This is a genomic window from Cryobacterium adonitolivorans (assembly GCF_004402695.1).
Taxonomy (GTDB): Bacteria; Actinomycetota; Actinomycetes; order Actinomycetales; family Microbacteriaceae; genus Cryobacterium; species Cryobacterium adonitolivorans.
This window is the reverse complement of sequence record NZ_SOFL01000040.1, coordinates 1-12,263: the sequence shown is the minus strand read 5'-3', so window position 1 is coordinate 12,263 and position 12,263 is coordinate 1. Positions and strand designations below refer to the sequence as shown.

Sequence of the window (12,263 nt, the reverse complement as noted above, 5' to 3'; positions counted from 1 at the left end):
GCTCCCGCGGCACGTTTTAAGGCTCGCGGCAGGTGTTTGTCCCGCCGGAACCTGTTAGCGCTCGCGGCAGGTGTTGTACTCGCCGGCACGTGTTCTTACGCGTGCCGGCGAGTACAACACGTGCCGCGGAGACCGACACGGGCAGCGACGCGCGCAGAGGCATCCGTGGGGCGGCTTACCGATGGCGCCACAAGTGAGCTCTCGCGCACGCTCGCGGCGCACCAGATGCCTCGCGGCGCAGGTTAGTGCTCACGGCGCAGGTTAGTGAGCCGATTAACCTGCGCCGCCAGAAACGACCTGCGCAGCCAGGAGCATCCTGCGCCACGAGACGAGGCGCAGGCCACGGCACCGCAGGGCACGCCGCGGCACCGCACGGCAACTCAACTCAACTCAACTCAACTCAGAGCACGGAGAAACCCGCGGGCAGCGGGGCGCGGCCGGTGGCGGCACGCAGCAACGGCGCGGCCAGGCCCTTGTGGGCGGCCAGGTCGGAAAGCACGTGCAGGGTCGCGGCGGCGGCGGGTTCCGGCACGGTCTGCTCGGCGGCCGGCACCCCCTGGCTCTGCAGCAGGTCGCTGGTGTGCACGGTGAGTTCCACGGTGCGCGACGGCAGGTACTCGGCGATTCGGATGCGGCCGGCCGGCGTGTCGGCCGGCTCGGAACCGTCGAGGGTGGCCACCCGGGCCAGCACCCGGGCGGCGAGCGCCGCGACCGCGACCGCGGGCTGGGCGCCGAGGGTGGCGGCGGTCTCCCGACCGCGTTGCGCGATCACCTCGGGTGTTCCCGCGGCGAGCGCGCGTTCGAAGTACGCCGCCGGCGAGGTGACCTCGATGGGGGCGGCCACGCCGACGGCGTCCTCCTCCGCCGCGAGGTCGAGGTAGGTCTCGATGGTGGAGAGGGCCCGGCTGGTGTGCCCGACGAGGTCGCGCACACTCCACTCGCCCAGGCCCAGCTGCCCCCAGACCTCGGCATTTCCGGCGGCGCGCTCGGCGATGCCGGCGGTCACCGCGACGAACCACCTGGTGGCCGTGTCGAAGGCGAAAACCGTGTCTGACCAGTCGCTGGGAGTCTCACTCATGCCCACAGAGTAGCGGCACCGCGTGCGCTCGTGCGGAGTCGGGCCTGAAGTCCACGCCGGACACCCGCGCCCGACATCCGCGCTGGACGTCCTGAGTGTAGGCCGGGCCCGCACCTCGGGCCCGGCCCACACCCAGCGTCGCGGCTAGAACACTCGCACCGCGATCTCCGCGGGCGCCTCCAGCAGCGCCTCGATCTCATCATCGAGCCGCACCAGGGTCAGCGACGCCCCCGCCATGTCGAGCGAGGTGCAGTATTCGCCCACGTAGCTGCGTCCCACCGTGATCCCCAGCTCGGTGAGCCGTTCGTGCGCCCGCCCGAACAGGATGTACAGCTCGCTGATCGGGGTGCCGCCGAGCCCGTTGATCATCAGCGCCACCCTGTCGCCGGCCACATAGGGCAGGTCCTTCACGACGGCATCCAGCATCTCGTCGGTCATCTCGTTCGCCGTGGTGAGCTTCGCCCGGCGCCGCCCGGGCTCGCCGTGGATGCCCACGCCCACCTCGATCTCATCCTCGCCCAACTCGAACAGCGGCGATCCCTTCGCCGGCGGGGTGCAGGAGGTGAGGGCGATCCCCATGGTGCGGGTGACGCTGTCCACCTTCTCCCCGATCCGGACCAACTCGTCCAGGTCCGCGCCCTGCTCGGCGGCAGCGCCGACGGCCTTCATCACGAAGAAGTTTCCGGCCACCCCGCGCCGTCCCACCGTGTAGGTGGAGTCCTGGACGGCGACGTCGTCGTCGATGAACAGGGTCTTCACCTTCACGCCGTCGGCAGCGCTGAGCTCCTGCGCCATCTCGAAGGCCATCCGGTCGCCGGTGTAGTTGTTCACCAGCAACAGCACGCCCTTGGGCGAGGCCAGCAGCTTGGTGGTCTCGTACACGTAGTCCATCGGCGGTGCCGAGAACACGTCGCCGGGGCAGGCCGCGTCGAGCATGCCCCTGCCGACCGTCATCACGTGCGCGGGTTCGTGCCCGGAGCCCGAGCCCTGGATGATCGACACCCGGTCGGGGTTGGGGCTGTCGGCACGCATGATCAAGTTGTACGCGGGCACGTACTTCAGCGTGTCGGGGTTGGCCAGCGCGATGCCCTTGAGCATCTCCGGAACGTACTGCTTCGGATCGTTGACGAATTTCTTCATGGCTCCCTCTCTTGGCGGTGCTCGGTCAGTCGGATGCTCGTGCAGCACACTCGCTCAGCTCGATATTCACGTCAGTCTGTGTGGCTGGATGGCCGTTCGGCGTCGTTCTGGGTGGCCGCGGATGAGCCCACCCGGGCATCCCACTCGGCGCTGAGTCGCTCAAGGATGACGGCCACCGCCACCGCGCCGGGGTCCGGCGAGCCGATGCTGCGCTCCCCGGTGTAGCTGGCCCGGCCGCGTCTGGCCTGCATCATGGCGGTCCGGTCGGAGGCCTGCCGGGCTACAGCGGCCATGCGGTGCAGGGTACCGGGCGCATCGGTGCCGGCCGCGACCTCCTCCTCGAGGGCATCCGTCATCGGAACCAGGGCATCGAGCAGGGTTTTGTCGCCCACGTCGGAATTGCCGCGCGACTTGATGCCGTCGATCGCGCTGCGCAGCATCGCGACGGCGTCGGTGCCGCTCACCTCGTCCTTACCCTTGACGGCGATGGACGCGCGCAGGAAGGCGGTGCCCCAGAGCGGCCCGGAGGTCCCACCGATGCGCCCGGAGATGACCATGCCCACCTTCTGCAGGAACGCGCTCGGGCTGATGCGGTCGTACTCGTCCCAGTCGGCGAGGACGATTTCGAAGCCCCTGGCGAGCGAGTAGCCGAAGTCACCGTCGCCGACGACGGCGTCCAGGTCGCCGAACTGCTTCTCGTTGTCGACCGCCGTCTGGGCGATGCTGTGCACGACGAATTCGGTGTCGGCCAGGCTGGTCATGGTGTCTCGCTTCCAGTTCGGGTGAGGATCGTGACAAGGTCCGCCAGCCGCACATAGGGGCCGGGGTGGATGCCGGTCGGGTCGGCCAGGGTCTCGGCGGCGGGCCCGGTGGGGTCGCCGAGCGAGGAGACCACGAGGGTGGCCCCGTCGAAGTCTTCCTCAGCCGTGTAGCTGCTCACGGTCACGACGGTCGCGAGCCCGGCGGCGAGCGCGGCCCGCAACCCGTTCTCGCTGTCCTCGATCACCAGCGCGTCTCTCGTGTCGACGCCCAGCTCGCGCAGGGCGTGCAGGTAGATGTCGGGGGCGGGTTTCTTCGCCGGCACGATGTCGCCCGCGAAGACGTGGAACCCGGCGGAGAGTTCCGGCCCCACCGCGTGGGTGAGCACAGCCCGCACCGACGCCTCGGCCGAGGTCGAGGCCACGGCGAGGGTCCAGCCGGCCGCGGCAGCCTCCTCGGTGAGGCGACGGATGCCGGGGCGAGCCGGCAGCACCCCCTCGGCGACCCGGTTGGTGTAGATCGCGGTCTTGCGGCGGTGCCAGGCGAGGATGGTCTCGTCCCAGGCCGCCGGGTCCTCCGGCAGGCCCAGCTCGCGCACGACGTCAGGGGTGAGGATGCTCCGCATTCGTTCCTTGCCGCCGCCGATCTTCACCTTCTCGGCATAGTCGGAGTCACTCCACTGCACGGGCACCCCGAACTCGTCGAAGGTCTGGTTGAACGCCGGCAGGTGCCCGTCCCGTTCGGTGTCGGCGAGCACCCCGTCGCAGTCGAAGATCAGTGCCGGCATCTCAGGCCTTCCCCGCGCTGCCGAACTGTTCGGCCAGTCCCCGGGTGAGGTTGACGATGTCGGTGCGCACCTTCGCGAACAGCGACGGTGGGTCCCACTTGTCGCGGGCCTGGGCATCCGTGAGGAAGGAGAGGTTGGATTTCATGTAGGTGATCTTCAGCGCCGTGGAGATGTTCACCTTGGCGCAGCCCCGTGCGATGAGGTCGGTGAACTGGGCGTCGGTCATGCCGCTGCCGCCGTGCAGGGCGATCGGGATCGGGTGGGCGGCGACGAGGTCGCTCACCCGCTGGAAGTCGAGCACGGGTTCTCGCTTGTACACCCCGTGGGCGTTGCCGATCGCCGGCGCGAAAACGTCCACGCCGGTGGCCTCGAGGAATCTGAGCGACACGGCGAGGCTCTGCCTGGCTGCTTCGGTGTCGCTGCCCACGCCGTCTTCGACGCCGGTGATCGACTCGATTTCGCCCTCCACGTGAGCGCCGAAGCTACGGGCCTGTCGAACCACCTCGATGGTCTGGCGCTGGTTCTCCTCCACAGGCAGGGTGGATGCGTCGAACAACACAGAGTTCCAGCCGCGCTCGAGGCAGTCCGTGATGACGTCCCGGTCCGGGCAGTGGTCCAGGTGCAGCGCCACCGGCACGTCGATGCCTGCGGTCATCGCCGACCACATGGCGAAGAGCACGTCAGAGCCGATCGACTTGACGGTCTTCACAGAGGTTTGCACGATCACCGGCGAGCGGGCTTCGACGGCCCCGGCGAGCACCGCCTCCATCGTCAGGTCGTTCACGATGTTGATCGCGGGAACGCCGTATTTCTCGGCGTAGGCACGATCGACGATCTCTTTGAGAGTGCTCACGGCCATGTGCGCCTCGCTTCCTCGCGTGTTTCTGGGGATCGTAGGCGTCAACTCACCAACCGGCAATGGGCCGTGGATGGATGCAGCCGCGCCGCCTCTCCCGCGGCGGCGCCCGGTTGCGCATAATTGTCGCTATGGACCCCGTCATCACCATTGTCTGGATTGTCGTGTTTGTCGTGGTCACGGTGATCGTGACCGGTTTCTCCCGGCGGATCGGTTGGTCGGCGCCGTTCGTGCTGGTGGTAGTCGGCGCGGCGGCGTCGTTCCTGCCGTCGGTGCCGCAGATCGAGCTCGAGCCGGAGCTGGTGCTCTACGGCCTGTTGCCTCCGTTGCTGTTCGCGGCAGCCATCCGCACCTCGGTCGTGGATGTGCGGGCCCGGCGGGACGGCATCCTGCTGCTGTCTGTGGGCCTGGTGGCCTTCACCGTCGTGACCGTGGGGCTGACCGCCTGGCTGGTGGTGCCGGCGATTTCGCTCGCCGCCGCGTTCGCGTTCGGCGCGGTCGTCGCGCCGACGGATGCCGTGGCGATCACGGCCATCGCCGGGCGGCTGGGCCTGCCTCGGCGGGTGGTCACGGTGCTCGAGGGTGAGAGCCTGCTCAACGACGCGACCGCTCTGGTGGCCCTGAACGCTGCGATCGCGGCCATTCTCAGCACGGTGAGCCCGCTCTCGGTGACCGGCGACTTCGTCGTCGCTGTCGTCGGCGGGGTGGGGGTCGGACTCGCGGTCGGTTACGTGCTGGCCGTGATCCGCCGGCAGCTGCACGCGCCGGTGCTCGACACCAGCCTGTCGCTGGTGACGCCGTACCTGGCGTTCATCCTCGGCGAGCTGGTGCACGGGTCCGGGGTGCTGGCGGTGGTGATCGCCGGCCTGTTCCTGGGCTACCGCGCGCCGGTGATCCAGTCGGCGGAGGCCCGCATCGCCGAGTCGATCAACTGGCGCACCATCCAGTTCCTGCTGGAGAACGCCGTGTTCCTGTTCATCGGCCTCAACCTGGAGTCGATTCTCGAGGGTGTCCGGCTCACCGGCACCGGCTTCTGGGCCACCGTGCGGATCTCCCTGGTGGTCCTCGCCGCCCTGCTCGTGTCGCGCTTCGTGTGGATGGCCATCACCACGTCGATCTATCGGTACGGACCGCGGCGGCTACAGGAGCGCGGCTGGAGCTGGCGCACCGGGGTGGCCGTGTCGTTCGCGGGGATGCGCGGGGTGGTCACCCTCGCCGCCGTCTTCCTGCTGCCGCCCGAGACGCCCCAGCGCGAGCTCCTGCAGCTGCTGGCCTTCGTCGTGGTGGTCGGCACGCTGTTGCAGGGGCTGGCGCTACCGTGGATCATCCGCCGGTTGCGCCTGCCGCCGCCGGACCGGACACAGGAGCGGATCGAGGCGCAGATGCTCCTGGCCGAGGCGCAGACCGCCGGCCTGGCCCGGCTGGACGCCGAGGTGACCGACGCCGACGAGGACCGCGTGATCGGCCGGTTGCGCACCAACGCCCACTTCCTCGCCAACGCGCTGGACAACCCCGCTCCGGATGACGCCGAGCCGCTGCCGGCCGCGTACAACCGGCTGCGGCGGGCCATGATCGAGGCCGAGCGCGCGGCGGTGCTGGCCGCCCGGGTGGAGGGCCGCTACCAGGAGCCGGCCATCCGTTCGGCGCTGGCGTTCATCGATGTGGAGGAGTCCGCGCTCAAGGCCGGATCGCCCAAGCACCACGACGGCTGAGGCTGCCCGGAGCGCTGGAGCGGCTAGGCCAGCTTGGGCTGGCCGGTGAGCTCCGGCGGGGCGTCCCAGGTCTTGACGATGGCCCAGCCGACGGCGGCGATGGGCACGGCGAGCACGGCACCGATGATGCCGGCCAGGATCGTGCCGGCGGTCAGGGCGACGAGGATCACCAGCGGGTGCAGCTTGAGCGACTGTGCCATCACGACGGGCTGCAGGAAGTTGCCCTCGAGCTGGTTGACCACCACCACGATGCCCACGACGATCAAGGCGGTGATCCAGTCGGTGGCGACCAGCGCCACGAGGGCGGCCAGGATGCCGGCCACTGTCGCACCGATCAGCGGGATGAACGCCGTGAGGAAGACGATGACCGCCAGCGGCAGCGCCAACGGCACCCCGAGGATGGCGAGGCCGATGCCGATCGCGGCGGCATCGACGAAGGCGATGACCGCCGTTCCGCGCACGTACCCGCCGAGCACCCGCACCGAGGTGGTGCCGATGCGGCGACCGCGCTGTAGGCGCTCGCCGCGGAAAGGACGCAGGAAGAACTTCCAGATGACATCGCCGTCCTTGAGGAAGAAGAACAGGATCACGACGACGAGCACGGCGCCGGTGATGATCTCCGTCGCCACCGACACCCCTGCGAGGGCGCCGGAGCCGAACTGGCTGCTGGTGAGGAAGTCGATGCCGGCGTTGCGGGCATCCTCGATCTGGGCGGCGTCGACGGCCAGCGGACCCTCGGTGAGGAAGGTGGACAACTGGTCGATACCGTCGGATGCGCTCGTCGCCAGCTCGCTCCACTGGTTTTCGACGGCGACGACGATCAGGGTCACGATGCCGCCGAACACGATGATGGCGGTCAGCAGGGTGACCCAGGTGGCCACAAGGGGCGAGAGCCCCCGGCGGCGCAGCCATCCGACCACCGGGCTCAGCGCTGACGCCAGAATGATCGCGATCAGCAGCGGGATCACCACGAGCTTCACCTGCACGAGGACGAAGATGACCACCGCGACCAGCGCGAGCGCGAGGAGGATCTGCGCACTGCGTAGGCCGAGCCAGCCCAGCTTGTCGGTCAGCAGGGTGCGCAACGTCGTAGGACCGTCGGTGCGGGGCACGGCCGTGCGGGCGCCGGTGTTGTCGGGAATTCGCATGTGACCACCCTAAACAAGGTTTCACGATAGAGCTCGATAAAACACGTGAGTTCGTGCTCAGCCTTAGGCGAATTTTGGGGTTCGACACTGACACGATACACACGTTTTCGTTCGCCGACACCCTTGAAATTCCCAGTGTGGTGGAGTGCCATGGGTGGTGTTCCAGCGCGTTCTGTTGCTGAGAGCGAACCACCGAGAAACACGACTGGGGATGCCGGGCGCCACAAGCGCGAACCGAACCGGTTCAGGTGTCACGACAGGTATCAAGGAGGATACAAATAATGGCAGGAAACAGAGCAGTTGCTTACGAAGGTCCGGGCAAGGTCGACGTTATCGACATCGACTACCCCACCTTTGAACTGAAAGACGGACCCGGCGTCAACCCGGCGAATATCGGCCGCCAGGTTCAGCACGGCGTCATCCTGAGAACCATCACCACGAACATCTGTGGCTCCGACCAGCACATGGTGCGTGGACGCACGACGGCTCCGATGGGCCTGGTCCTCGGCCACGAGATCACCGGCGAGGTTGTCGAAGTCGGCCGCGACGTCGAGTTCATCAAGGTCGGCGACATCGTGTCCGTCCCGTTCAACATCTCCTGCGGTCGCTGTCGCAACTGCAAGGAACGCAAGACCGGTGTCTGCCTGAACGTGAACCCGGACCGTCCGGGTAGCGCGTACGGGTACGTCGACATGGGTGGCTGGGTCGGCGGGCAGTCGCAGTACGTGCTCGTGCCCTACGCGGATTGGAACCTGCTGAAGTTCCCGGACCGCGAGCAGGCACTGGAGAAGATCCTCGACCTCACCATGCTGTCGGACATCTTCCCGACCGGGTTCCACGGCGCCTTCACCGCCGGCATCGGCGTGGGCTCCACGGCCTACATCGCCGGCGCTGGACCGGTGGGACTCGCCGCCGCCGTTTCGGCGCAGCTGTTGGGTGCCGCCGTGGTGATCGTGGGCGACCTCAACCCGGAGCGGCTGGCGCAGGCCCGCAGCTTCGGCTGCGAGACCGTAGACCTCACCAAGGGTGAGCCGCAGGATCAGATCGAACAGATCCTGGGTGTGCCCGAGGTGGATGCGGCGGTCGACGCCGTCGGATTCGAGGCGCACGGCCACGGCAAGGATGCCGGTACTGAGAAGCCGGCAACCGTGCTGAACTCGCTCATGAGCATCACTGCGGCCGGCGGTGCGCTCGGCATTCCCGGGCTGTACGTCACAGGTGACCCGGGAGCTGCGACGGAAGCCGCCAAGGTGGGTTCGTTGTCACTCAGCCTCGGAACCGGTTGGGCCAAATCGCTGTCGTTCACCACTGGCCAGTGCCCGGTGATGAAGTACAACCGTCAGCTGATGATGGCGATTCTGCACGACAAGGTGCAGATCGCCAAGGCCGTGCACGCGCAGCCGATCAGCCTCGAGGATGCCCCCCGCGGGTACGCCGAATTCGACGCCGGTGCGGCAACAAAGTACGTGCTCAACCCGAACGGCTACCTCAAGGACTGACTGAGCTCAGACCTGGACAGCCTGTAGGCAGCAACCGGGATCGGGCGGCATCATGCGGCCCGGTCCCGGTTTGTTGCGCCACGCCCGGGTAGCCTGATCTGGTCGCCTGTTCGCGACCCGAGCGCAAGGACTCAGCAGGATGCCCCGTCACGACACCGATCCCACGCCGGCTTCGGCCGCCGGTCAGGGCGGTGCCGGTCAGGGCGGTGCCGGTCAGGGCGGTGCCGGTCGGGAGGGTGCAGGTCGCCAGTGGGACGCGATCATCGTCGCCGGCGGCCGGGCCAGGCGGCTGGACGGTATCGACAAAACCGCTCTGGTCTGGCGGGGCCGCAGCCTGCTCGACGGAGTACTGGCCGCCGCTTCCGGCGCCCGGCGAACCTGCGTGGTGGGATCGGACAGAAGCCTCCCCGCTGGCGTGTTGCGTGCCGTTGAACAACCGCGATGGGGCGGCCCGGCCGCGGCGATCGTGGCCGGCCTCGAGGCATTGGCCCGCGAATCCGGCGGCGCAGCCACAGGCACGGACTGGATAGTTGTACTCGCCGGCGACCTCATCCGAGCGGAGAACGCTGTGCCTCTCCTTCTGGCCGAACTCGACCGACTCTCGACCTCCCCGGACGTCGACGGCCTGATCAGCGTCGATGCGGGCGGCCGGCGCCAGCCGCTGCTCGCCGTCTACCGGCGTGCGGCGCTCGTCTCCGCCGCGGCGATGCGGCCGGCGGAGAACCTCTCGGTGACGAGCCTGATCGGCGCCCTCACCCTCGTGGAGCTGCGGCTTCCCGACGCTCTCGGCGACGACGTCGACACCCCGGCCGACGCGGCCAGGCTCGGCATCGTCATCCCCGCTTCCGCCGCACCGCCGGGCACCCCGCAGCAAGAACCGTGACTGGCTAGCCTTGACTCAGGCGACACTGTCGTCGACGATCCTCGAGGAGCCCGCTATGCCCATGATCCACACCGGCCGAACGGTCCGATTCGGGTCGCGCGGCATCAGCGACGCGGCCATCCGCGTGGTCCTCTGATGGAGTGGCTGGAGGCCAGGGCCACCGTGCATCGACGGGGCGCGGAGATGCCGCGTGCCACCGAATTCGTGGCACTCACGGACGCCGTCGGCCGCACCCTCGCCACCACAGTGCGCTCGCTGACCGCGCTGCCGAGCTTCGCATCATCCGCTATGGACGGCTGGGCCGTCAGCGGCGATGAGCCGTGGATCCTTGGCGAACCGATCCTGGCGGGCGACCCTCCGACGATGACGGTCCTCGCGCCCGGGACCGCGCGGCCCATCGCCACCGGCGCCTGCGTGCCGGCCGGCACCCACGGCATCCTGCGCTCTGAAAAGGGTGAGCTCGTGTCGGCGTCTGCGGCCGTCACCGTGCCCACGCTCATCCGCTCGGCGCACACCGGCGCGCACGAGCCGGCACTCGGCGAGCACGTGCGCGCCCGCGGCGAGGAGTGCGGGCTCGACGAGAGGATGCTCGAGCCCGGCTGCGTGCTCACCGTTCCGCGCGTCGCGCTGGCGGCGGTGACTGGCCACGACACCCTCACCGTGACGACACCGCCGGCCGTGGAGCTGTTGCTGCTCGGCACCGAGGTGATCGAGTCCGGCATCCCCGGTCCCGGACAGGTGCGTGACGCATACTCCCCCGAGTTCCCGGCCCTGCTGAGGGGTTTGGGTGTGCGGCTGAGCGACCTGCGGCGGCTGCCCGACGACCTCGAGCAGACCATCGACGCCATCCGGTCGAGCACCGCCGAGCTGGTGATCAGCACCGGTGGCAGTGCCCGCGGTCCGGCCGACCACCTGCGCGCCGCGCTCACCGCGCTCCGGGCCACTGTGCTCATCGACGGCGTACGGATGCGTCCCGGCCATCCCGTGATGCTCGCCCGGCTGGCCGACGGGCGACTGATGCTCTGCCTGCCCGGCAATCCCCTGGCCGCAATGCTGGTCCTGGCCAGCCTCGGCATGCCACTGATCGACGGGATGCTCGGCCGCCCACTGGTGCCGCTGGGCCGGGTGGCCCTCGCACACGACATCGCCAACCTGAGCGGGTCGACCCGTCTGGTGGCGTACCGGTTCACGGACGAGGGCGCGGTGCCCACGGCACGTCAGGGTTCCGGCATGTTGCGCGGGCTCGCCGAGGCGGACGGGGTGGCCGTGGTGCCGCCCGGCGGTGCGTGCTCCCCCGAGCCCGTCGCCACGCTTCCGCTGCCCTGGTAGCCGGTGTGCTGACCCTGTCGGTCACCGGGCCGGAGTGCTAAACCGAAAGGGATCGACAGATATCGAGGCCGTGGGTCCACTGCGTCAACTTCAGATTTCCTGTCGACATATTCGGGAAAGAGGATAGACATGGCGACCTACACGATCGGCTACTTCGTTGGCAGCCTGAGCAGTACCTCCATCAACCGCACCCTCTCCACGGCGCTGATCGCTCTCGCCCCCGAGGAACTCGAATTCACCGAGATACCGATCAGGAACCTGCCACTGTACAACCCGGACTTCGACGCGGACTTCCCGCCGGCTGGCCGCACTCTCAAAGAGGCCATCGACTCCTCGGACGGCATCCTCTTCGTCTCCCCTGAATACAATCGTTCGATCCCCGGCGCTCTGAAGAATGCGATCGACTGGGGGTCCAGGCCGTGGGGAAGCAACTCCTTCGCGCGCAAGCCCACCGGCATTATCGGCGCGTCCCCCGGCGGCATCGGCACCGCAGTCATGCAGTCGTCGATGCGCAGTGTCCTGAGCTTCCTCGATGCCCCTCAGCTCAACTCACCCGAGGCATATATCCACTTCGACGCTGCCGCATACGGTCCTAACGGCGAGGTCACCGACGAGTCCACCAGGTCATTCCTTCGCCACTACATGGAGGAGTATTCGGCTTTCGTGCAACGGGTGCTCACCGCAAACGCGCCGGGACACATCGGTGACGACGATCCCAACTCCAGAAAGTGACCCAGCACCGTCCCAACGTGTGACTCCTAGACGGTCCGGTGACTGCAAACCGCCTAGAAAGGTGGCTGTTCATCGGACCGATCCTGTGACACCGCCGGTGTCACGGGCGGAGCCGGCGGCTGTGTGATCGGGGTCAGTGTGGGTGGTGGTCCGAGGGTGGTTTCGGGGTTGGTGCGGTGGGTTTGGCCGGCCGGTGAGGTCCAGCGCAGGACCCCGCCCGGTTCTTGGACTACGTCCCACAGTGTTTGGTGTTTGAGGCGGTGGTGGGAGGCGCAGAGGTGGGCCAGGTTGTCGTGATCGGTGGGTCCGTCGTGCTCCCATGCGGTGGTGTGGTCGATGT

At 68.4% G+C, this 12,263-nt stretch carries 11 protein-coding genes and 1 pseudogene; 5 read left to right on the top strand and 7 right to left on the bottom strand.

The features are described 5' to 3' along the window. Window positions 1-400: 400 nt before the first annotated feature. The 5 genes from E3O42_RS12280 to E3O42_RS12260 all read right to left on the bottom strand — a co-directional run bounded on the left by E3O42_RS12280 (window position 401) and on the right by E3O42_RS12260 (window position 4,623). Window positions 401-1,078 (bottom strand): maleylpyruvate isomerase N-terminal domain-containing protein, encoded by a 678-nt coding sequence (locus E3O42_RS12280; protein WP_134454217.1) that lies wholly within the window; start codon window positions 1,076-1,078, stop codon window positions 401-403. Between the two features lie 144 nt (window positions 1,079-1,222). After that, entirely contained in the window at window positions 1,223-2,218 is a 996-nt protein-coding gene (dhaK, locus tag E3O42_RS12275; protein WP_134454216.1) for a dihydroxyacetone kinase subunit DhaK, read from the bottom strand. A 71-nt stretch (window positions 2,219-2,289) separates the two neighbouring features. Then, the gene (gene dhaL / locus E3O42_RS12270) at window positions 2,290-2,979 is read right to left on the bottom strand and encodes a dihydroxyacetone kinase subunit DhaL (protein WP_134454215.1); all 690 of its coding nucleotides are present in this window, start codon (window positions 2,977-2,979) and stop codon (window positions 2,290-2,292) included. After that, window positions 2,976-3,764 (bottom strand): HAD-IA family hydrolase, encoded by a 789-nt coding sequence (locus tag E3O42_RS12265; RefSeq protein WP_134454214.1) that lies wholly within the window; start codon window positions 3,762-3,764, stop codon window positions 2,976-2,978. The genes dhaL and E3O42_RS12265 overlap by 4 nt, the downstream gene beginning before the upstream one ends. A 1-nt stretch (window position 3,765) precedes the next feature. Then, window positions 3,766-4,623: a class II fructose-bisphosphate aldolase gene (locus E3O42_RS12260; RefSeq protein ID WP_134454213.1), complete on the bottom strand. Its 858-nt coding sequence runs from the start codon at window positions 4,621-4,623 to the stop codon at window positions 3,766-3,768. A gap of 128 nt (window positions 4,624-4,751) precedes the next feature. Between E3O42_RS12260 and E3O42_RS12255 the strand changes: the two genes are divergently transcribed. After that, on the top strand, window positions 4,752-6,332 hold the full coding sequence (locus tag E3O42_RS12255; protein ID WP_241984810.1) for a Na+/H+ antiporter: 1,581 nt from the start codon (window positions 4,752-4,754) through the stop codon (window positions 6,330-6,332). Between the two features lie 23 nt (window positions 6,333-6,355). Here E3O42_RS12255 and E3O42_RS12250 read toward each other — a convergent pair whose 3' ends face one another. Next, window positions 6,356-7,480 (bottom strand): AI-2E family transporter, encoded by a 1,125-nt coding sequence (locus E3O42_RS12250; protein WP_134454212.1) that lies wholly within the window; start codon window positions 7,478-7,480, stop codon window positions 6,356-6,358. A 281-nt stretch (window positions 7,481-7,761) separates the two neighbouring features. Between E3O42_RS12250 and fdhA the strand changes: the two genes are divergently transcribed. The 4 genes from fdhA (at window position 7,762) to E3O42_RS12230 (ending at window position 11,923) form a co-directional block, all read left to right on the top strand. After that, window positions 7,762-8,979: a formaldehyde dehydrogenase, glutathione-independent gene (fdhA, locus tag E3O42_RS12245; protein ID WP_134454211.1), complete on the top strand. Its 1,218-nt coding sequence runs from the start codon at window positions 7,762-7,764 to the stop codon at window positions 8,977-8,979. Window positions 8,980-9,118: 139 nt separating this feature from the next. After that, entirely contained in the window at window positions 9,119-9,862 is a 744-nt protein-coding gene (gene mobA, locus E3O42_RS12240) for a molybdenum cofactor guanylyltransferase (RefSeq protein WP_134454210.1), read from the top strand. A 135-nt stretch (window positions 9,863-9,997) separates the two neighbouring features. Then, on the top strand, window positions 9,998-11,191 hold the full coding sequence (locus E3O42_RS12235; protein WP_134454209.1) for a molybdopterin molybdotransferase MoeA: 1,194 nt from the start codon (window positions 9,998-10,000) through the stop codon (window positions 11,189-11,191). 129 nt (window positions 11,192-11,320) lie between these two features. After that, complete coding sequence (locus tag E3O42_RS12230; protein WP_134454208.1) at window positions 11,321-11,923, top strand: NADPH-dependent FMN reductase; 603 nt, start codon at window positions 11,321-11,323, stop codon at window positions 11,921-11,923. 53 nt (window positions 11,924-11,976) lie between these two features. Here E3O42_RS12230 and E3O42_RS18335 read toward each other — a convergent pair. Further along, a pseudogene (locus tag E3O42_RS18335) lies at window positions 11,977-12,263 on the bottom strand (HNH endonuclease signature motif containing protein); the annotation flags it as partial.

Bases quoted from the DNA above. Each gene is read 5' to 3' on its own strand.
- E3O42_RS12250 (WP_134454212.1), bottom strand. From the start codon at position 7,480: ATGCGAATTCCCGACAACACCGGCGCCCGCACGGCCGTGCCCCGCACC.
- E3O42_RS12260 (WP_134454213.1), bottom strand. From the start codon at position 4,623: ATGGCCGTGAGCACTCTCAAAGAGATCGTCGATCGTGCCTACGCCGAG.
- E3O42_RS12230 (WP_134454208.1), top strand. From the start codon at position 11,321: ATGGCGACCTACACGATCGGCTACTTCGTTGGCAGCCTGAGCAGTACC.
- E3O42_RS12255 (WP_241984810.1), top strand. From the start codon at position 4,752: ATGGACCCCGTCATCACCATTGTCTGGATTGTCGTGTTTGTCGTGGTC.
- mobA (WP_134454210.1), top strand. From the start codon at position 9,119: ATGCCCCGTCACGACACCGATCCCACGCCGGCTTCGGCCGCCGGTCAG.
- E3O42_RS12265 (WP_134454214.1), bottom strand. From the start codon at position 3,764: ATGCCGGCACTGATCTTCGACTGCGACGGGGTGCTCGCCGACACCGAA.
- E3O42_RS12280 (WP_134454217.1), bottom strand. From the start codon at position 1,078: ATGAGTGAGACTCCCAGCGACTGGTCAGACACGGTTTTCGCCTTCGAC.
- E3O42_RS12235 (WP_134454209.1), top strand. From the start codon at position 9,998: ATGGAGTGGCTGGAGGCCAGGGCCACCGTGCATCGACGGGGCGCGGAG.
- dhaL (WP_134454215.1), bottom strand. From the start codon at position 2,979: ATGACCAGCCTGGCCGACACCGAATTCGTCGTGCACAGCATCGCCCAG.
- dhaK (WP_134454216.1), bottom strand. From the start codon at position 2,218: ATGAAGAAATTCGTCAACGATCCGAAGCAGTACGTTCCGGAGATGCTC.
- fdhA (WP_134454211.1), top strand. From the start codon at position 7,762: ATGGCAGGAAACAGAGCAGTTGCTTACGAAGGTCCGGGCAAGGTCGAC.